16 protein-coding genes are annotated in these 20,623 nt (G+C 64.5%); 10 read left to right on the forward strand and 6 right to left on the reverse strand.

Going from position 1 to position 20,623, the window contains the following annotated elements; all coding sequences use genetic code 11:
• Positions 1-53: 53 nt before the first annotated feature.
• Positions 54-1,583, reverse strand: coding sequence for a histidine ammonia-lyase (hutH, locus tag CWE01_RS13915; protein WP_100941104.1), 1,530 nt, complete (start codon positions 1,581-1,583; stop codon positions 54-56).
• A gap of 520 nt (positions 1,584-2,103) precedes the next feature.
• On the opposite strand from hutH, the gene gspG reads away from it, so the two are divergent.
• The 7 genes from gspG to gspF are packed head-to-tail and all read left to right on the forward strand — an operon-like array spanning position 2,104 to position 10,244.
• Positions 2,104-2,550, forward strand: coding sequence for a type II secretion system major pseudopilin GspG (gspG, locus tag CWE01_RS13920; RefSeq protein ID WP_100941105.1), 447 nt, complete (start codon positions 2,104-2,106; stop codon positions 2,548-2,550).
• 8 nt (positions 2,551-2,558) lie between these two features.
• Positions 2,559-3,542: a type II secretion system minor pseudopilin GspK gene (gspK, locus tag CWE01_RS13925; protein ID WP_100941106.1), complete on the forward strand. Its 984-nt coding sequence runs from the start codon at positions 2,559-2,561 to the stop codon at positions 3,540-3,542.
• Positions 3,539-4,696, forward strand: coding sequence for a type II secretion system protein GspL (gene gspL / locus CWE01_RS13930; protein ID WP_100941107.1), 1,158 nt, complete (start codon positions 3,539-3,541; stop codon positions 4,694-4,696). Before gspK ends, gspL begins: the two co-directional genes overlap by 4 nt.
• Positions 4,689-5,231, forward strand: a complete 543-nt coding sequence (gspM, locus tag CWE01_RS13935) for a type II secretion system protein GspM (RefSeq protein ID WP_100941108.1) — start codon at positions 4,689-4,691, stop codon at positions 5,229-5,231. Before gspL ends, gspM begins: the two co-directional genes overlap by 8 nt.
• A complete protein-coding gene (gene gspD / locus CWE01_RS13940; protein ID WP_100941109.1) occupies positions 5,228-7,618 on the forward strand; it encodes a type II secretion system secretin GspD in 2,391 nt (796 codons plus the stop codon). The genes gspM and gspD overlap by 4 nt, the downstream gene beginning before the upstream one ends.
• Positions 7,615-9,033 (forward strand): type II secretion system ATPase GspE, encoded by a 1,419-nt coding sequence (gene gspE / locus CWE01_RS13945; protein ID WP_100941110.1) that lies wholly within the window; start codon positions 7,615-7,617, stop codon positions 9,031-9,033. Before gspD ends, gspE begins: the two co-directional genes overlap by 4 nt.
• Positions 9,033-10,244, forward strand: a complete 1,212-nt coding sequence (gspF, locus tag CWE01_RS13950; protein ID WP_100941111.1) for a type II secretion system inner membrane protein GspF — start codon at positions 9,033-9,035, stop codon at positions 10,242-10,244. Before gspE ends, gspF begins: the two co-directional genes overlap by 1 nt.
• Here the strand turns inward: gspF and CWE01_RS13955 are convergent.
• The gene (locus CWE01_RS13955; RefSeq protein ID WP_100941112.1) at positions 10,225-13,365 is read right to left on the reverse strand and encodes an efflux RND transporter permease subunit; all 3,141 of its coding nucleotides are present in this window, start codon (positions 13,363-13,365) and stop codon (positions 10,225-10,227) included. The genes gspF and CWE01_RS13955 overlap by 20 nt on opposite strands.
• A 2-nt stretch (positions 13,366-13,367) precedes the next feature.
• Entirely contained in the window at positions 13,368-14,525 is a 1,158-nt protein-coding gene (locus tag CWE01_RS13960; RefSeq protein WP_100941113.1) for an efflux RND transporter periplasmic adaptor subunit, read from the reverse strand.
• 154 nt (positions 14,526-14,679) lie between these two features.
• Between CWE01_RS13960 and CWE01_RS13965 the strand changes: the two genes are divergently transcribed.
• Complete coding sequence (locus CWE01_RS13965; RefSeq protein WP_100941114.1) at positions 14,680-15,381, forward strand: response regulator transcription factor; 702 nt, start codon at positions 14,680-14,682, stop codon at positions 15,379-15,381.
• 4 nt (positions 15,382-15,385) lie between these two features.
• Complete coding sequence (locus tag CWE01_RS13970) at positions 15,386-16,690, forward strand: ATP-binding protein (protein WP_100941115.1); 1,305 nt, start codon at positions 15,386-15,388, stop codon at positions 16,688-16,690.
• Between the two features lie 21 nt (positions 16,691-16,711).
• On the opposite strand, the gene rarD is transcribed toward CWE01_RS13970, so the two are convergent.
• The 3 genes from rarD to CWE01_RS13985 are packed head-to-tail and all read right to left on the reverse strand — an operon-like array spanning position 16,712 to position 19,024.
• Positions 16,712-17,593 (reverse strand): EamA family transporter RarD, encoded by an 882-nt coding sequence (rarD, locus tag CWE01_RS13975; protein ID WP_100941116.1) that lies wholly within the window; start codon positions 17,591-17,593, stop codon positions 16,712-16,714.
• Between the two features lie 7 nt (positions 17,594-17,600).
• Positions 17,601-18,575 (reverse strand): class I SAM-dependent methyltransferase, encoded by a 975-nt coding sequence (locus CWE01_RS13980; RefSeq protein ID WP_100941117.1) that lies wholly within the window; start codon positions 18,573-18,575, stop codon positions 17,601-17,603.
• A 47-nt stretch (positions 18,576-18,622) separates the two neighbouring features.
• Positions 18,623-19,024, reverse strand: a complete 402-nt coding sequence (locus tag CWE01_RS13985) for a RidA family protein (RefSeq protein ID WP_100941118.1) — start codon at positions 19,022-19,024, stop codon at positions 18,623-18,625.
• Between the two features lie 269 nt (positions 19,025-19,293).
• Here CWE01_RS13985 and CWE01_RS13990 point away from each other — a divergent pair, with 269 nt between their 5' ends.
• Positions 19,294-20,613, forward strand: a complete 1,320-nt coding sequence (locus CWE01_RS13990; protein WP_100941119.1) for an MFS transporter — start codon at positions 19,294-19,296, stop codon at positions 20,611-20,613.
• The last annotated feature ends 10 nt before the right edge of the window (positions 20,614-20,623 follow it).

Here is a 20,623-nt window from a genome sequence, read left to right on the forward strand (position 1 = left end):
CCCCATGGCGTGATGAAAGAGGCGCAGCGGGGCTGCGCCAACCCGGTTTGTAATCAGGCGTACAGGCGTGTCGCGGGCAACCAGCGTTCGAAGGCGGCGGACTCGACCCAGTTTCTGGCCGCCGCGATATCGGGGGCGAAGTAACGGTCTTCGTCGTAGTGCGCGACCTCGCTGCGAATCATCGCCAGGACTTCAGAGAGTTTTTCCGAGGTCTTGAGCGGGGCATGCAGGTCGACACCCTGGGCGGCACCGAGCAGTTCGATGGCCACCACGGCGCTGCTGTTGCCGGCCATATCCAGCAAGCGGCGAGCCGCAAAGGTCGCCATCGACACGTGGTCTTCCTGGTTGGCCGAGGTCGGCAGGCTGTCCACCGAGGCCGGGTGGGCCAGGGTCTTGTTCTCCGAGGCCAGGGCGGCGGCGGTGACCTGGGCGATCATGAAGCCCGAGTTCAGGCCGCCTTCGCGCACCAGAAAGGCCGGCAAGCCGGAGAGCGCCGGGTCGACCAGTTGGGCGATCCGCCGTTCGGACAGCGCACCGATTTCGGAAATCGCCAGGGCCAGGACGTCAGCGGCCATCGCCACCGGTTCGGCGTGGAAGTTGCCACCCGAGAGCACGTCGCCGTCGGCGCTGAACACCAATGGGTTATCCGAAACCGCATTGGATTCACGCAGGAACACCCCGGCGGCGAAGCGCAGATGGTCCAGGCAAGCGCCCATGACCTGTGGCTGGCAGCGCAGCGAGTAAGGATCCTGGACCCGCGCGCAGTCGATATGCGATCGGCGAATCTCACTGTCCGCCAGCAGTTCACGATAGAACTGGGCGACGTCGATTTGCCCGGGTTGACCACGAACCGCCTGGATGCGTGGATCGAAGGGCACGTCCGAGCCTTTCAAGGCTTCCACGCACAGGCTGCCGGCGACCACGGCGGCGTTGAACAGCTTCTCGGCGGCAAACAGCCCGCGCAGTGCCAGCGCGGTGGAGACCTGGGTGCCGTTGATCAGCGCCAGCCCTTCCTTCGGCCCCAGCACCATGGGTTCCAGGCCGGCAAGCGCCAGGCCTTCGACGGCATCCATCTCCCGTCCTTCGTGACGCACGCGACCGACGCCGATCAGCACGGCGGACATATGCGCCAGCGGTGCCAGGTCGCCCGAGGCACCCACCGAGCCCTGGGATGGGATGCACGGATAGACCTTGGCGTGATAGAGCTTGACCAGTGCTTCAATCACTTCCCAGCGGATCCCGGAAAAACCACGGGCCAGCGAACCGACCTTCAACGCCATGATCAGGCCGACGCTGGCATCGTCGAGCAGCGGCCCGGTGCCGGTGCAGTGGGAGAGCAGCAGGTTGCGCTGCAGCTTGGCCAGCGACTCGGTGGCAATCGAGGTCCGGGCGAGCAGGCCGAAGCCGGTATTGATGCCGTACACCGTGCGCTGGTTGGCGATGATCTCGTTCACCGTGCGGGTGCTGGCGTCGACGTTTTCACGGGCGGCAGGGTCCAGTTCGATCGCGCATTGCTGCTGATAGATGGCGCGCAGTTGATCCAGGGTGAGTTGACCGGGCTTGAGCGGCAGAGGTGCGGGCATGGCAGTGTCCTGAGGCGGAGGGTGGGTGGAATAGGTAGCTATATGTTCCTGTATATACAGGATGAGCAATATGCGGGCCAAAACGCTTATTCCACCCTGAGAGTGGCGTTGCAGACCCGATTCCCGTCGTTTTCGAAAAAACGCCAGCGTCCGCTGAACGTTGAATGTGTCACCAAAGACCGCACCAAAACCGCGCCTGCCGCACACTGTTGGGGCGATTTGAAACCAATGGTAGTAGGGTTTTGCGCGGCGCAAGGTTTCTGAGCGGCCAAGGGTCGTTTTGGTGTGCAAGGTGTCGCGGGGAGGAAAAGGCGGGCAACGGCGATGGAAATTCACGCTGTATATACAGCTTGCGGTGATTTCACTCGCCAATCGACTGTCCGGGCTTTGCGAGACCGAACACTGGCGATAGAAATGCGCGACAGGGCGGCAGGTATTTCCTCCCGAGGATTTTCAATACCGGTGACATATCTTCTTGCAACAATCCGCGGCGAATCGAATCAAGCCAAGGAATGTCGAGATGGATATCGCGCACATCAATTCCCGCTCGCGGATCGGCGCCCAGAAAGGGTTCACGCTGATCGAGATCATGGTCGTGGTGGTCATTCTCGGGATCCTGGCGGCCATTGTGGTGCCCAAGGTCCTCGACCGACCCGATCAGGCCCGGGTCACCGCGGCCCGGCAGGACATCGGCAGCCTGATGCAGGCCCTCAAGCTCTATCGCCTCGACCACGGCACCTACCCGAACCAGAACCAGGGCCTGAAGGTCCTGGCCGAACGGCCGGCGAATGCCAAGGACAGCAACTGGCGCTCTTATCTCGAACGCCTGCCCAACGATCCATGGGGCCGTCCTTATCAGTACCTCAATCCGGGGGCCAACGGCGAAGTCGATGTATTCTCCCTGGGCGCCGACGGCAAGCCGGGCGGCGAAGGCACCGACGCTGATATCGGCTCCTGGCAGTTGTAGTCCGGGCCATGACCAATCCTTCGCTGACAGCCGCCGGGCAACGCGGCATGGCGATCATCAGCGCCTTGCTGATTGCCGCCGTGGTCGCGGTGATCGCCGGTGGCATGCTCGCCCGCCAGAGCGTCTTTACCCGCAGCCTCGAAGCCGAGCAGTCGCGGGTCCAGGGCGCCTGGCTGTTGCGCGGCGGCCTGGAACTGAGTCGACAGTTACTTTGGGATGCCCGGCAGCACGATCCGTTGACCCGTCTTGACCAGGCCTGGGCGCAGCCGCTTGTGGCCGCAGGCCTGAGCGAGCGCGGCGGGCAGTTCAGCGGGCGCCTGGAGGACGAGCAGGGCAAGTTCAACCTGCGCAACCTGGTGCGTGACAGCCGCGTCGATCCCGACCAGGTGCGGGCTTTCCAGCAGTTGTGCGAATCGATCGGCATCAAGCCTGCCGTGGGTCAGCGGATCGTCCAGCGGGTGACCGCCGCCTACCCGCTGCTGCCGGATAACGTCCCCGTCGCGCCCGTGGTCAAGGGCAGCTTCGACAGTGGTCGCCTGACTTCACCGTCTACTGCGCTCAAGCCGCTGCCGGCGACCCGGCCGATGTTGCACAGCCTCGATGACCTGGGCGCCCTGGCGGGTGTCGACGACGCGGTGCTGGCGCTCCTGGCGGCCCATGTGACCATCCTGCCGGCCAACACCTGGGTCAACGGTAATACCGCCAGTGCCGAAGTCCTGGCCTCCCAGGTGCCGGGGCTGTCGTTATCGCGGGCGCGCAATCTGGTGGCCGAACGCGACGCCGGACGCTGGTTTATCAATCGTGGCGATTTCGTCAATCGCCTGCAGATGCCCGAGTTGGTGGTCAGCGATATCAAGGTCGGCATCACCAGCGACTGGTTCCGCCTCAATGCCCGCTCGCGCAGCGACAGTCGACGGGTCAGCCTGGCGGTGTTGCTGTACCGCCAGGAGTTGCAGATGCCCCAGGTGATCTGGTCACGGGTGGGCGTATGACTTCGCTACGCCTGGCCTTGTTGCCGCTGGAGACGCTGAGCCTCGACAGCCCGCTGGAGTTTGCCTGGCTGGATCGCCAGGGCAAGCTGACCGACCGTGGCCGCAGTAGCCTGGCGCAATTGGGGCAGACCTATAAAGGTGCCGCCGTGGAGTGTTACCTGCATCCACGCGACAGCCTGCTGGCCAGTATCGAATTGCCCAACCTGCCGCCGGCGAGGATTCAGGCGGCGGTGGGCTGTGCGGCCCAGGCACTGATTCTCGGCGGTTGCGAGTCGATGCATGTCGTTCATAGCCCGCGGGATGCCGAGGGGCAGGTGCAGGTCGCCTGGTTGCAACGGGCGCTGCTGGAGCGTTTCGGTACCTTGCTGCGCCAGTCCGGGCTCAAGCTGCGCGGCCTGTATCCGGCGGCCTATTGCCTGCCGGTGGACGCGACCCAAGCGCCGGTGGTGAGCGTGCGCGACGAGCATCTGCTGATGCGCCGCAGCCAGGACCAGGCCCAGGTTCACCCGGCCGTCGATGCCGCACTGTCGGACTTGCTCAATAGCGGTGGCGTGGTGCATTGGATCGGGGCCTCGGCACCGGACAACGCCCTGGTCCAGAGCCTGCCCGAAGAGCGGGCCTGGTCTGGTAAAGCGCCGAGTTGGGGGTTGCACGGCGCGGTCCAGCCGATGGCCGGCAACACCGGCGGTTGGGGACGCGCCGTGGCCTGCCTGGTGCTCGCGGTGGCGGTCTGGGCCGTGGGCCTCAATCTCTACGCTGCCCGCCAGGTGGAGCAGGGCCAGCAACTCAAGGCCTGGATGACCCAGCGGGTCAAGCAGGCATTCCCGGCCTTGCCGATGATCCTCAATCCCTTGCAGCAGGCCCGTCAACAACTGGCCCTGCGTGAGAGCGGTGCGCCCGGCGACAGCGGCTTTACCCGGCTGGTCCAGCAGGCCGGTCTGGCCATGCCCTTTATGGTCGGCAGTCTGCAAACACTGGTCTTCGAACATGGCGAGCTGCACCTGAGCCCGCTGCCGGGCACGCCGGGCGGTGGTCGCGACAAGGCCTGGCAGCTCAGCCTGACCCAGGCCGGGGTGGAAGCGACGGCGGTTGCCGACGGCTGGGTCCTGAAAACCACCGGCCCGCAACCGCTGGCGGAGAACGACAGTGAATAAGGCCTTGATCAACCGCTATCGAAACCGCTGGCGCCAGTTTTCGAGCCAGGTCCGGTTGTATTGGCAAAACCTGGCGCAGCGCGAGCGCCAACTGGTGCTGGGCATGGCGCTGGGCGTCTCGGGCTTGCTGGTGTGGTTCGTATTGATCCAGCCGCCGTTGCGCAAGATCGATTTCTGGAGCTTGGAAACCCCCAAATTGCGCACCCAGGCGCAGACCCTCGACGGCCTGCTGCAAGGGCTGGCCGGTCCGAGCGCCGGGAACATCGAGGTCGGGTTGCGCAGCAGCCTGGACGCCGGCGGCCTGGCCGGGCACTACCAGTTGCAAAACGTCGGTACCGGCTGGCTGCTGACCTTCGACGACGCCCCGGCCGATGGCCTGGTGGGCTGGCTGCTGGGCAATCCCCCTTTATTCACCCTGGAGGTGGTCGAGGCCCGTTTGCAACGCAAGGGCGCGACCGAACCCGATGGCACGGCGGGCAAACTGTCCGGAACCGTTCGCATGGATCAGGCGCTTGGCGCTAAGGAAGCTTCATGAAGTGGTCAGGTTCTTTATCGGCCTTGCGTTATCGGCAGGCCGCGGCGCCCTGGTTGTTGATGGCTTTGAGTGCGTGCAGCACGCCACCCCCGTCGGCGCAGCCGCCATTGCTGGTGGAAAGCGAGTTGGGCCGGCCCCTGGCCTCGACGGTCAGGAGTGGCGATGCCGTGGCCGACCGGCAGCGGCTCCAGGCCCAGGTGGAGCAGCAACATCGGCAGACGCGCGCGCCGATCAATCCCGGTACGGGCAAAGGCCCGGCCAAGGGCGTTCCGGCGGCCAGTCCCCTGGGCAACCAGCCGGTGCAGTTGAACTTCGTCGACGCCGATATCCAGGCGGTGGTGCGCGCATTGTCGCGTTCCACCGGCCAGCAGTTCCTGGTGGACCCACGGGTCAAGGGCACCCTGACCCTGGTCTCCGAAGGCGAGGTGCCGGCCCATCGCGCCTATGACATGCTGCTGGCGGCCCTGCGCATGCAAGGCTTCAGCGTGGTGGATGTGGGCGGGGTCAGCCAGGTGGTGCCGGAAGCCGATGCCAAGCTGCTCGGCGGGCCGATCTACAGCGCCGACCGTCCGGCCCAGGGCGGTATGCTGACCCGCACCTTCCGCCTGCAATACGAAAACGCGGTGAACCTGATCCCGGTGCTGCGGCCGATCGTCTCGCCGAACAACCCGATCAATGCCTACCCGGGCAACAACACCGTGGTGATCACCGATTACGCGCAGAACCTGGACCGGGTCGCCACGCTGATCGCCAGTATCGACACCCCCAGCGCCATCGACACCGATGTGGTGACGATCCAGAACGGCATTGCCAGCGATATCGCCAGCATGGTTTCCGAACTGCTGGACAGCCCCGGCAATGACCCGACCCAGAAGATCGTCGTGCTCGGCGACCCGCGTTCCAATTCGATCATCATTCGCTCTGGCAGCCCGGAGCGCACGCAGCTGGCGCGGGAACTGATCTACAAGCTGGACAATGCCCAGAGCAACCCGAGCAACCTGCACGTGGTGTACCTGCGCAATGCCCAGGCCGGCAAGCTGGCCCAGGCCCTGCGTGGGCTGCTCACGGGGGAAAGCGACAGTGGCGACGGCAAGGGCGATCCGACCCGGGCCATGCTCAGCAACGGCGGGATGAACAGCAATAGCAGCCAGAATGGCCAGGCCAGCACCCAGAGCGGCGGCGGCACCTCGAGCAGTGGCACGGGCAGTGCCACCAGCGGGTCTTCAAGCGCCCAGGGCGCGCGGACGGGTACCGCCAGCCAGGGCTCGGACCAGAGTGTGGCGTTTTCCGCGGGTGGGGTGACCATCCAGGCCGATGCCACCACCAATACCTTGCTGATCAGCGCGCCGGACCCGTTGTACCGCAACCTGCGGGAAGTCATCGACCAACTGGACCAGCGTCGCGCCCAGGTGGTGATCGAAAGCCTGATCGTCGAAGTCAGCGAAGACGATGCCAATGAATTCGGCGTGCAATGGCAAGCCGGCAACCTGGCCGGCAATAGCGTGATCGGCGGGGTCAACCTGGGTGGGACCAATCTGGTCAGTACTGCCAAGAACAGCATCGACGTGTTGCCCCAGGGGTTGAGTCTTGGGTTGGTCAAGGGCGCGGTGAATATCCCCGGTGTCGGTCAGGTCATGGACCTCAAGGTCCTGGCCCGGGCCTTGAAAACCAAGGGTGGTTCCAATGTACTGTCGACGCCGAACCTGCTGACCCTGGACAACGAAGTGGCGAGCATCTTCGTCGGCCAGACCATCCCCTTTGTCAGCGGCCAGTATGTCACCAGCGGCAGCAGCTCGAGCAACAACCCGTTCCAGACCATCCAGCGCGAGGAGGTCGGCCTCAAGCTCAATGTGCGGCCGCAGATTTCCGAAGGCGGCACGGTCAAGCTGGATATCTACCAGGAAGTCAGCACGGTGGATGATCGCGCCTCGGCGGCGGCGGCCGGTACGGTGACCAATAAACGCGCCATCGATACCAGCATCCTGCTGGATGACGGGCAGATCATGGTCCTCGGCGGCCTGTTGCAGGACGGTTATACCCAGACCAATGATGGCGTGCCCTTTCTGTCGAGTATTCCCGGGATCGGTGCGCTGTTTCGTCATGAGCGGCGCGAGACCAACAAGACCAACCTGATGGTGTTCCTGCGGCCCTATATCATTCGCGACGGGGCGGCGGGACGGAGCATCACCCTGAACCGTTATGACTTTATCCGCCGGGCCCAGGGCAGCCTGCAACCGGAGCGCAGCTGGGCCATGCCGGATATGCAGGCGCCGCAGTTGCCGAACGCGGCCCAGGCCATCCCGGGTTCCGCGCCGTCGACCCCGCAAACGCCGCGGGCGGCGATTCGCGCGGTGCCGCTGTCGATCAATGAGCGTACCCAGCCATGAGTGCACTGCCGTACGCCTGGGCCAAGGCGCAGCGGGTCCTGCTGCGCGACGGCGAGGACGGGGCGGTATTGACCGCCTGTCCATCGACCCCCGGCTGGGCCATCAGCGAAGTCCGCCGACAGTTCGGTCCGGCCCGCCTGGAACAGGTCCGCGACGAGGAACTCGACGGCCTGCTCGCCAGCGCCTATGCCGACACCGGCAGCGCGGCGGCGGTGGTCGGGGCGGCGGAAAACGAAGTGGATCTCGACCGGCTGATGCAGGACATCCCGGAAATCACCGACCTGCTTGACACCCAGGACGGCGCTCCGGTGATCCGCATGATCAACGCCTTGCTGACCCAGGCCGCGCGGGACGAGGCCAGCGATATCCATATCGAACCCTTCGAGACCCATTCGGTGGTGCGCTACCGGGTCGACGGCACCCTGCGCGACGTGGTCTCGCCCCGCAAGGCCCTGCACGGCGCGTTGGTGTCGCGGATCAAGATCATGGCGCAGTTGGATATCGCCGAGAAACGCCTGCCCCAGGACGGCCGCATTGCCTTGCGCGTGGCCGGCCGGCCCATCGATATCCGTGTCTCCACCGTGCCCACCGGCCATGGCGAACGGGTGGTGATGCGCTTGCTGGACAAACAGGCCGGACGCCTGCAACTGGAAACCCTGGGCATGGACCCCGATGTGCTGTCCCGGCTCGACCATCTGATCCGCCAGCCCCACGGTATCGTGCTGGTCACCGGCCCCACCGGCAGCGGCAAGACCACCAGCCTCTACGCCGCCCTGGCCCGGCTCGACGCCAGTACCAGCAATATCCTCACCGTCGAGGACCCGGTGGAATACGACCTGCCGGGGATCAGCCAGATCCAGGTGAATGCCAAGATCGACATGACCTTTGCCCTGGCCTTGCGGGCGATCCTGCGCCAGGATCCGGACATCATCATGATCGGCGAGATCCGCGACCTGGAAACCGCGCAGATTGCCGTGCAGGCCTCGCTCACCGGGCACCTGGTGCTGGCGACCCTGCACACCAACGACGCGGTGTCGGCGGTCAACCGCCTGATCGACATGGGCGTGGAACCGTTCCTGCTGGCCTCGTCGATGCTCGGCGTGCTCGCCCAGCGCCTGGTCCGGCGCCTGTGCCAGCACTGTCGCCAGGAAGACCCGGCCGCGCCCGGCACCTGGCGGCCGCTGGGCTGCAGTGTGTGCAATCACACCGGCTACAGCGGTCGTACCGGTATCCACGAGCTGTTCTGCATTGACGACGATATCCGCAGCCTGATCCACCAGGGTGCCGGCGAGCAGGCCCTGCGCCTGGCCGCGCGGGCTGCCGGGATGTTGAGCATGCGCGAGGACGGCGAGCGCTGGGTACGCAGCGGCGCCACCGCGCCGGAAGAAATCCTTCGCGTGACACGGGACGCCTGATGAATCGCTATCGCTTCGAAGCCGCCGACGCCCTGGGCAGGATCGAAACCGGTCATCTGGAAGCCGACAGCCAGGGCGCGGCCATGGGTCTGCTGCGCAGTCGCGGACTGACCGCCTTGCTGGTCCAGGCCGATGGCGTCCAGGGCGGTGGCAGTGCCGGCGGGATGTTCAGCGCCAAACTCTCGGACAACGACCTGGCCTGGGCCACCCGGCAACTGGCGAGCCTGCTGGGCGCCAGCCTGCCGCTGGAAGCTGCGTTGAGCGCGACGGTGGAGCAGGCCGAGCGCAAGCACATTGCCCAGACCCTGAGCGCGGTGCGCGCCGATGTACGTGGCGGCATGCGTCTGGCCGAAGCCCTGGCCAAGCGGCCACGGGACTTTCCCGATATCTACCGGGCGCTGATCGCAGCGGGCGAGGAGTCTGGCGACCTGGCCCAGGTGATGGAGCGGCTGGCCGACTACATCGAGGAGCGCAACAACCTGCGGGGCAAGATTCTCACCGCGTTTATCTACCCGGGAGTGGTGGGGTTGGTGTCGGTGGCCATTGTGATTTTCCTCCTCAGCTATGTGGTGCCCCAGGTGGTCAGCGCTTTTTCCCAGGCTCGCCAGGATCTGCCGGGGCTGACGGTGGCGATGCTCAACGCCAGTGACTTTATCCGCGCCTGGGGCTGGTTGTGTTTTGGCGTGCTGGTGGGCGGTTTGTGGGGCTGGCGCTTGTATTTGCGCAATCCGGCGGCGCGGTTGGCTTGGCATAGTCGGATTTTGCGCTTGCCGCTGATCGGGCGATTTGTGCTGGGGCTGAATACTGCGCGGTTTGCCTCGACCCTGGCGATTCTCGGCGGTGCCGGGGTGCCGTTGTTGCGGGCCCTGGAGGCGGCGCGGCAGACGGTGTCCAACGACCGTCTGAGCCTGAGTGTGACCGAGGCCACGGCGCGGGTCCGCGAAGGGGTGAACCTGGCGGCGGCGTTGAAGGTGGAGAAGGTGTTTCCACCGGTGTTGATCCATCTGATCGCCAGTGGCGAGAAGACCGGTTCGTTGCCGCCGATGCTGGAGCGGGCGGCGCAGACCTTGTCGCGGGATATCGAGCGGCGGGCCATGGCCATGACCGCGCTGCTCGAACCCTTGATGATCGTGGTGATGGGGGCGGTGGTGCTGTTGATCGTGATGGCGGTGTTGCTGCCGATCATCGAGATCAATCAGTTGGTGCAATAGCCCCTGGTACCTGTTTCGCCGTTGATGAGCTTTGACGCCTGCCTCTGGCCAACCGCATCACCACCACAAAAAACACCGGCACGAACACCACCGCCAGCGTCGCCGTGATCATCCCGCCGATCACCCCGGTACCAATGGCCTGCTGGCTCGCCGAACTGGCGCCAGTGGCAATCGCCAGCGGTACCACCCCGAGGATAAACGCCAGGGACGTCATGATGATCGGACGCAAGCGCAGCCGAGCCGCCTGCACCGTCGCATCCAGCAGATCATGCCCCTCGTCGTACAGACTCTTGGCGAACTCGATGATCAAAATCGCGTTCTTCGCCGAAAGACCGATGATGGTGATCAACCCGACCTTGAAGAACACATCGTTGGGCATCCCGCGCAAGGTCACCGCCAGTACCGCGCCAAGCACCCCGAGTGGCACCACCAGCAGCACCGAGGTCGGGATCGACCAGCTTTCATACAAGGCCGCCAGACACAGGAATACCACCAGCAGCGACAGCCCCAGCAGCGTCGTCGCCTGGGAACCGGACAACCGCTCCTGCAAGGACAAACCGGTCCATTCCAGGCCCAGTCCCGCCGGCAACTGCGTCACCAGCCGCTCCATCTCCGCCATGGCCTGCCCGGTGCTGTGTCCGGCCTTGGGCTCGCCGGAAATGGCAATTGCCGGGTAGCCGTTGTAACGGGTCAGTTGCGCCGGACCCTGGGTCCAGTGCGCCCGGACAAAGGCCGACAACGGCACCATTTTCCCGCCGCTGTTGCGCACATTGATCTTCAGCAGATCGGCCACCTGGCTACGCTGGTCGCCTTCGGCCTGGATCACCACCCGCTGCATGCGCCCCTGGTTCGGGAAGTCGTTGACATAGCTCGAGCCCAGGGCGGTGGAGAGCAGGGCGCCGATATCGGCAAAGGACACCCCCAGGGCATTGGCCTGCTGACGGTCGACCTCCAGCTGCACCTGTGGCGCTTCGGCCAGGGCGCTTTCGCGGACATTGGCCAGCACCGGGCTCTTTTCCGCCGCCGCCAGCAACTGGGTACGGGCTTTCATCAGCGCCTCATGCCCCACGCCGCCACGGTCCTGCAAACGGAACTCGAAACCACTGGAAGTGCCGAGGCCGTCCACCGGCGGTGGCAGGATGGCGTAGGCCACGGCGTCCTTGATCTCGCCCAACGCCAGGTTGGCGCGGTCGGCAATGGCTTGCGCCGAGTCCTTGGCACCCCGCGCCGACCAGTCCTTCAAGGTGGTGAAGGCCAGGGCGGCGTTCTGCCCGCTGCCGGAGAAACTGAAGCCGAGGATCATGGTGGTGTCACCGACGCCCGGTTCCGTGGCGTTATGGGCTTCGATCTGTTCCACCACCTTGATCGTGCGGTTCTGGCTCGCTCCCGGCGGCAGCTGGATATCAGTGATGGTGTAGCCTTGGTCTTCCACCGGCAGGAACGAGGCGGGCAGGCGCATGAAGCACAGCCCCAGCACGACCAGCAACAGACCGTAGACCACCAGGTAACGGCCGCTGCGTTTCAGCGCATAGACCACCCAGCCTTCATATTTATTGCTCAACTGCTCGAAACGCCGGTTGAACGCGCCGAAGAAACCGCCCTTGGCGTGATGCTCGCCCGGGGCAATCGGCTTGAGCAGGGTGGCGCACAAGGCCGGGGTCAGGGTCAGGGCAAGGAAGGCCGAGAACAGGATCGAGGTGGCCATGGACAGCGAGAACTGCTGGTAGATCACTCCAACCGAGCCCTGCATGAAGGCCATGGGAATAAACACCGCCACCAGCACCAGGGTGATGCCGATGATGGCGCCGCTGATCTGGCCCATGGCCTTGCGCGTGGCGTCTCGCGGTGAGAGCCCCTCGTTGGCCATGATCCGTTCGACGTTCTCCACCACCACGATGGCGTCGTCCACCAGGATGCCGATGGCCAGGACCATGCCGAACATGGTCAGTACGTTGATCGAGAAACCCAGGGCCAGCATGGTGGCAAACGTCCCCATCAGCGCCACCGGCACCACCAGGGTCGGGATCAGGGTGTAGCGGATGTTCTGCAGGAACAGGAACATCACCGCGAACACCAGCAACATGGCTTCGCCCAGGGTGTAGATCACCTTGGTGATCGAGACCTTGACGAAGGGCGAGGTGTCATAGGGGATCTTGTATTCAACCCCGGCCGGGAAGTAGCGCGACAGCTCGTCGAGCTTGGCGCGCACCAGGGTGGCGGTGTGCAGGGCATTGGCGCCGGGGCTCAACTGGACGCTGAAGGCGGTGGACGGCTTGCCGTTCAGGCGGGTGCCGTACTGGTAGTCCTGGCTGCCGATTTCCACCCGGGCGACATCGCCGATACGCACGCTGGAACCGTCGGGGTTGGCCCGCAGGACGATATCGGCGAATTCCTTCGGCGTGCTCAACTGGCCCTTGACCAGCACCGCGGCGTTGATTTCCTGAGTCGGACGGGCCGGCAGGTCGCCGATGCTACCCGCCGAGACCTGGGCGTTCTGCCCGGCCACGGCGGCGCTGACGTCCGCCGGGGTCAGGTTGAAACCCACCAGTTTCTGCGGGTCGATCCAGATCCGCATGGCCCGCTCGGCGCCATACAGCTGGGCCTTGCCGACACCGTCGAGACGCTTGATCTCGTTCATCACATTACGCGCCAGGTAGTCGCTGAGGGCGCTTTCGTCGTACTTGCCGTCACTGGAGGTGAGGGTGGCGAGCAGCAGGAAGCCGGCGGAAACCTTTTCCACCTGCAAGCCTTGCTGGGTCACGGCGGCAGGCAGGCGCGGCTCAACCGCTTTCAGGCGGTTCTGCACATCGACCTGGGCCATCGCCGGATCGGTGCCGGGTTGGAAGGTCGCGGTGATGGTGGCGCTGCCCAGGCTGCTCTGGGATTCGAAATACAGCAGGTGATCGGCACCGTTGAGCTCTTGCTCGATCAGGCTGACCACGCCTTCATCCACGGTTTGCGCCGAAGCGCCGGGGTAGACGGCGTAGATTTCCACCTTCGGTGGGGCGACGTTGGGGTACTGCGCCACCGGCAACTGCGGGATGGCCAGGGCGCCGGCCAGCAGGATGAACAAGGCGACCACCCAGGCGAACACCGGTCGGTCGATAAAGAAATGCGGCATGCTCACTGTCCTTTGGACTGGGCGAGGGGAAGAGGGCTGTCATCGACCTGCACCAACTCGCCGGGCCGGGCGTGTTGCAGGCCCTCGACGACGATGCGATCGCCGGCCTTGAGGCCGTCGGTGACGATCCAGCGATCGTTCTGCACCGCGCCCAATTGCACCGGTTGCTGGCTGATCCGCTGTTCGGCATCCACCAGCAGCACCTGGGCGATCCCGGCGCTGTCGCGCTGGATAGCCCGTTGCGGCACGGTGATGGCTTCGCGGTTGACCGCCTGTTCGACGCGCACCCGGACGAAGCTGCCGGGCAGCAGGTCGAGGTCCGGATTGGGGAATTCGCTGCGCAGGATCACCTGGCCGGTGCCGGGGTCGACGCTGATATCGGTGAACAGCAACTTGCCCGGCAGCGGGTAGGCACTGCCGTCATCCTGGATCAGCGTGGCCTTGGCCTGGTTTTGCCCGACCTGCTGCAACTGCCCGGCACGCAGGGCGCGGCGCAGGTCATTCAACTCGCGGGTCGACTGGGTCAGGTCGGCGTGGATCGGGTTCAACTGCTGGATCAGCGCCAGGGCGGTGGTTTCGTTCTGGCCGACCAGGGCGCCTTCGGTCACCAGCGCGCGGCCGATACGTCCGGAAATCGGCGCGGTGACGGTGGCGTAGCCAAGGTTGAGTCGGGCCCGCTGCACGGCGGCTTTGTTCGCGGCGACATCGGCGGCACTCTGGCGCGCGGCGGCTTCGGCGTTGTCGTAGTCCTGGCGGCTGACCGCATGGCTTTCCACCAGATCGCGGTAGCGCTGGTGTTGCAGGCGGGTCTGGAAGGCATTGGCCTCGGCCTTTTGCAGGCTGGCGACGGCGCTGTCGAGATCGGCCTTGAACGGCGCCGGGTCGATGCGGAACAGCACATCGCCCTGTTTCACGTCGCTGCCTTCACGAAACACCTGCTGCAGCACCACACCGGCCACCCGCGCACGGACTTCGGCGATACGCGGCGCGGCGATGCGCCCGCTCAGTTCGCTGTTGATCGACAGGCTCTGGCTCTTGAGGATCTCCACCCGAACCTTGGGCGGGGGCGGTGTGTCCGGGGCTTTCGGGGATTTGTCACAGGCGCTCAGGGTCAGCACCAGGGCTGACAGGCAAAGCGGGGCAAACAGCTTCTTCAACATAACAGAGTCCCAATAATGGCCCCCGCATGCTAAGGGCCGTGGTCAAGCGGTGCTGTGAAGCTATGTAGGGCGTTGGTGAAAAAGTGTGAAGCTTATGCTCTCGGGGACGCGCAGGCGTATATCCTTCACGGTTTTCCGCTTCGTAAATTTACCTATGCCTAACATTCTGCTGGTCGAAGACGACAGCGCCCTCAGTGAATTGATCGCCAGCTACCTGGAGCGCAACGGCTACCAGGTCAATGTGCTGGCCCGTGGCGACCAGGTGCGCGAGCGGGCGAAACAGACTCCGCCGGACCTGGTGATCCTCGACCTGATGCTGCCGGGCCTCGACGGCCTGCAGGTGTGCCGCCTGCTGCGCGCCGACTCGGCGACGCTGCCGATCCTGATGCTCACCGCCCGCGACGACAGCCACGACCAGGTACTGGGCCTGGAGATGGGCGCCGACGACTATGTGACCAAACCCTGCGAACCCCGGGTGTTGCTGGCCCGGGTGCGGACCCTGTTGCGCCGTAGCAGCCTGGCCGATCCGCAGGTGGCCAGCGACCGGATCCTGATGGGCAACCTGTGCATCGACCTCTCGGAACGCACCGTGACCTGGCGCGAACAGCCGGTGGAGCTGTCCAGCGGCGAATACAACCTGCTGGTGGTGCTGGCCCGGCATGCCGGCGAGGTGCTCAGTCGCGACCAGATCCTCCAGCGCCTGCGCGGCATCGAGTTCAACGGCACCGACCGCTCGGTGGATGTGGCGATTTCCAAGCTGCGCCGCAAGTTCGACGACAATGCCGGCGAGGCGCGCAAGATCAAGACCGTCTGGGGCAAGGGTTACCTGTTCAGTCGCTCCGAATGGGAATACTGAAACCATGCTGAAGATCCTGGTGCGGCTGTACCTGGTCACCATCGTCACCTTCAGCGCGGCGATCTATCTGGTGCCTGAGCTGGTGATCGGGGTCTTCCACGAGCGTTTCATGCGCTACAACATGGACCAGTCGCGGGGCTTGCAGAGCCTGCTGATCGAACAGTTCCGCCAGGTACCGAAAGAGCAATGGCCGGCAATGGCCACGCGCCTGGACCAACGCTTCGGACCCTTGCAGGTCCGCTTGACCCGTGTCGATGACCCGAGCTTCAGCGCGCCGGAGCAACAACGCCTGCGCGGCGGCGAGGATGTGCTGCGCCTTGGCGAGTGGGGCACGCGGACCCTGGCGGTGTCGCCGCTGGATGAGCAATGGGCGGTGGCCCTGCAAGTCCCGCCCGATCCGCTGGACGTCAACCTGTTGTACTGGAGCATGAACGTACTGATCGGGGCGGCGTTGCTGGCCTGCCTGTTGTTCTGGCTGCGCCCGCACTGGCGTGATCTGGAACGCCTCAAGCAGACCGCCCGGCGCCTCGGCCAGGGGCAGCTCAGCGAACGCACGAATATCTCGCCACGCTCCAATATCGGCGAACTGGCGGCGGTGTTCGACACCATGGCCGGCGATGTCGAAGACTTGCTCAACCAGCAGCGAGACCTGCTCAACGCGGTGTCCCACGAACTGCGTACACCCTTGACCCGCCTGGACTTCGGCCTGGCCCTGGCCTTGTCCGAGGATCTGCCGCCGGCATCCCGCGACCGTCTGCAAGGGCTGGTGGCGCATATCCGCGAGCTGGACGAGCTGGTGCTGGAGTTGTTGTCCTATAGCCGTTTGCAGAACCCGGCCCGGTTGCCGGAACGGGTCATGGTCTCGCTGGACGAGTTCGTCGACAGCATCCTCGGCAGTTTCGATGAGGAACTGGAAGCTCCGGACACCGTGCTGGACGTATTGATGCACGGTTCGCTGGACCGCTTTGTGCTGGATCCGCGCCTGACCGCGCGGGCGGTGCAGAACCTCTTGCGCAACGCCATGCGTTATTGCGAGCGACGGATCCAGATTGGCGTCAGGGTCAATCCGGAAGGTTGCGAGCTGTGGGTCGATGACGACGGCATCGGCATTCCCGAGCTGGATCGGGAGCGGATTTTCGAGCCGTTCTACCGCCTGGACCGCAGTCGCGATCGTGCCACCGGTGGTTTTGGCCTGGGCCTGGCTATCAGCCGGCGGGCGCTGGAAGCCCAGGGCGGCACATTGACCGCCGAGCAATCGCCTCTGGGCGGGGCGCGCTTCCGTTTGTGGCTACCCACCGTGGCCTGTTAGAGACGCTTCGGTGCTGCTGGATTACTTGCGCCGCTGCTTGAGCAAGCGCTTTACCCCTTCCAGCACCAATACCACCACCGCCAGCCAGATCGGCAGGTAGGTCAGCCATTCTCCCGGTCCTATGCTTTCCCCCAGCAACAGGGCGACGATCACCAGCAGCACGGGTTCCACATACCCCAGCAGCCCGAACAGTCCGAAGGCCAGCATCCGGCTCGCCAACAAGTAGCAGATCAGTGCGGCGGTACTGATCACCCCCAGCAGGGGAATCAGGGCATACAGCGCCGGCCGTTGGCTGACCACGGCAAAGCCCTGTTCGCCGTGTTGCACGAACCACCACGCCACCGGCAGCAGCAACATCATCTCAAGCCAGAGTCCGCCCAGGTTGTGGGTGGCGTTGCGCCGACGCAACACGAAGTAGATCGGATAGCCGATGGCTACCAGTAGGGTGGTCCAGGAAAAGCTGCCGACCCGGTACAACTCGTTGAGCACGCCACAGAGGGCGAGCAGGGCGGCCACGGTTTGCAGCCGCGACAAGCGTTCGCCGTAGACGATGCGTCCGGTGAGCACCATGGTCAGCGGCAAGAGGAAGTAGCCCAGGGATACATCCAGGCTATGCCCGTTGAGCGGTGCCCAGAGGAACACCCACAGCTGTAAACCGAGCAGTGCCGAAGACAACAGCAATTTGAGCAGCAACAGTGGCTGCTGCCGCACTCGGACGAGGATCGCGGGGACCAGCTTCCAGTCTCCGGACACCAGCATGAACACCGTCATGCAAGGCGCGGTCAGGAGCATTCGCCAACCGAAGATATCCTCGCCGTTGAGGGGCGCGAGCAGAGACGTATAGAAATACATGATGGCGAACAGGCAGGACGCCAACACCGATAAAACAATACCTCTGGACACAACAGCCTCACGCAACGGTGGATTCGGTTTTTTCCGGCAGGATAGCACTCTGCTTGAACAACAAGGCCTTCAACCCGCTTTCGGTGTCGATATCGGGGAACTCCGGCGGATTGTCCAGGCGGCGTTCGAACAGCATGCCCGGCGCTTCGCGGGTCACGCCGTCGATCAGGAAGTCCGAACCCACGGCCGGATCGTTCATGCAGGCGAGGACCAGGCCGTCGGCGCTGAGCAGTTCCGGCAGACGGCGCAAGACCCGCTGGTAATCCTTGCTCAGCAGGAAACTGCCTTTCTGGAAGGACGGCGGGTCGATGATCACCAGGTCGAAAGGCCCGCTGCCGATGACCTTGCCCCAGGACTTGAACAGGTCGTGGCCGAGAAAGCCGACCTTGCCCAGGTCGTGGCCGTTCAGGCGATGATTGTCGCGCCCACGGCTCAGGGCCGCGCGGGACATATCCAGGTTGAGCACATGGGCGGCCCCGCCGGCGAGCGCCGCCACGGAAAAACCGCAGGTATAGGCGAACAGGTTCAGTACGCGCTTGCCTTGGGCGTTGGCCCGCACCCAGTCGCGGCCGTAGCGCATGTCGAGAAACAGGCCGTTGTTCTGTTTCTTGCCCAGGTCGACCTGATAGCGTAGGCCGCCTTCGGTGATCACCCACTCATCGATGGCCTGGCCCACCAGCCATTCGGCGGGGCTCAGGGGCAGGTAACGATGGTGCAGCAATAAAGTGTGCGCGCCGCTGGTCTGCCAGGCGGGTGCCTGGCAGATCTCCATCAGCAGGTCCTTGAGGGCTTGCAACTGTTCAGGCTCCGGCTCCTTGAACAGCGACACCAGCACCACGCCCTGCAGCCAGTCGACGGTCAGTTGCTCCAGACCCGGCCAGCAGCGGCCGCGGCCATGGAACAGCCGCCGGGTTTCCGCAGGGGCGGCCGCCAGGGCCGTGAGCAGGTGAGTGTGGAGGAGGGACAGGGCGTCGGGGTTCATCAGGCAGTGCCGGCAAGGAAAAGGGCCGGCATTCTAACCCTATCCGTTTACTTCGCTGTGGGTTGTACCGCCACGCATTTGATTTCCACCAGCAGCCCCGGGTGGGCCAACTCCGTCACGCCGACGCAGGTCCAGGCGCACAGGCCCTTGGGGAACACCCGGTTCTTGGCCTCGCGGAACACCGCCATGTGCTGGGACATGTGCACGTGATAGGTGGTCATCTCGACCACATCTTCGAAGCTACAACCGCCGGCCGCTAGCACCAGGCGCAGGTTTTCCCAGGCTGCCGCGAACTGTTGCGCGGGGTCCTCGATGACTTCCAGTTGCGCTGTGCGGCCCACCTGGCCGGCGCAGTAAAGCGTGGCGCCGACCTTCACCGCGGGCGCATAACCCGCCCGTTCGGCCAGCAGGGCCATGGACGCTGGAAGGATGATTTCACGGTCTTGCATGTTGTGCTCCGCAGCCAAGAGAAGATCGGCCGAGAGTAGCAGCCTCGCTGGGCCGCCGTGCGCCACAGCGACCTTGTGTCGCATCAGCCGATGCCCCGCAGAACCCTTCCACCTGCCATCGCCATCCGCGATGGCAGGCTCGTCAATGCCTGATATACGCCTCGATTTGCCCCTACTAACATCGGTTTCACATGAACAGTCGTTCGGCGATCAGCACCGTTGGCGGACGATTTTCTAAAAACAATAAGTTGAGTTCCTGAGGTTCCTCCATGAAAAACCTGACTTCCACGGTCACGGCCGATGCTGTTCCGGCAGACGCTAGCGGTGAGCTCAGCAGTTCCCAGCGGTATGCCACCCTGGGCGGCTCCTGGGCCGCCTGGTTGTTTGATGCGCTGGACGCAACCGTTTTCGGCTTCGTGCTGCTGGCGATTGCCAAGACCTTTTCCGTCGGCCTGAACGATGTGGTGTCCACGGTTGCCTGGTTTTTGCTGGCGACCGGGATCGGCGGTTTTTTCCTCGGCAATATTTCCGACAAGATCGGCCGCAAGAAAACCATGATGCTGTCGGTGTTCGTCTATGGCAGCGGCACCTTGCTCTGCGGTTTTGCCGAGAGTCTCTGGCAACTCAATCTGTTTCGCTTCTGCGTCGGCATCGCCGTCGGCGGCCTGTGGTCCGCGGCCGCGGCCCTGGTCTCGGAAATCTGGCCGCCGGCCGGGCGCGCCAAGGCCTTTGCGGTGATGCAGACCGGCTGGTCGGGTGGCGGCCTGCTGGCGGCGATTTTTGCCTGGAGCTTTCTCGATGCCAGCAACCCCGAGTCCTGGCGCAAACTGTTTATCTACGCCTCGATCCCGGCCTATTTCACCCTGGTGTTCATCTGGTTGTTCGTCAAGGAATCGCCGGTCTGGCTGGCCAACCGCGAGTTCATGCGGCGTAACGCCGACAAGGGCCGGTTGATGGAGATCTTCCGGGCGCAGTACCTGAAAGTGACTCTGCTGGGCTTGAGCATTTCGGTGCTGGGCATGTACGGCTACTGGATCATCACCACCTTCATGCCGGCTTATCTGCAGAACATCCTCAACGTGCGCATCGATCAGGCGCCGGTGTTCGTGATCTGGATCGGTATCGGCGCGACCCTCGGTTACCTGGCCTACGGCTATCTGGCGGAAAGCATCGGTCGCCGCCTTTCATTCGCGGTCTTCTTTGCCGGCATGGCGATCATGGTGCCGGTGTTCGCCTACTCGGCGACCTTGATGCCATTGACCGACGGCAAGCTGCTGTTCACCACTGGGAACGTGATCACCCTGGGTTCGCTGGCGGCGCTGCTGGGCTTTTTCACCGGTTATTTCAGTGGCTTCGGCGCCTGGTACTCGGAGCTGTTCCCGACCAGCATCCGCTCCACCGCCTCGGGCTTCTGCTTCAACTTCGGGCGGGTTGGCGCCATTGCCGGGATCAAGCTGGTGCCGGTGCTGATTCCGCTGATCGGCTTCACCGCGACCATTTCTCTCGCCTCTGTTTCCTACGCCATCGCCGCGGTCATGGTGTTCACGCTGCAGGAAACCAAAGGCGTTCAACTCACCAGCGGCAACTGATCCGCACCCT

Source organism: Pseudomonas sp. QS1027 (assembly GCF_002814235.1).
Classification (GTDB): Bacteria; Pseudomonadota; Gammaproteobacteria; order Pseudomonadales; family Pseudomonadaceae; genus Aquipseudomonas.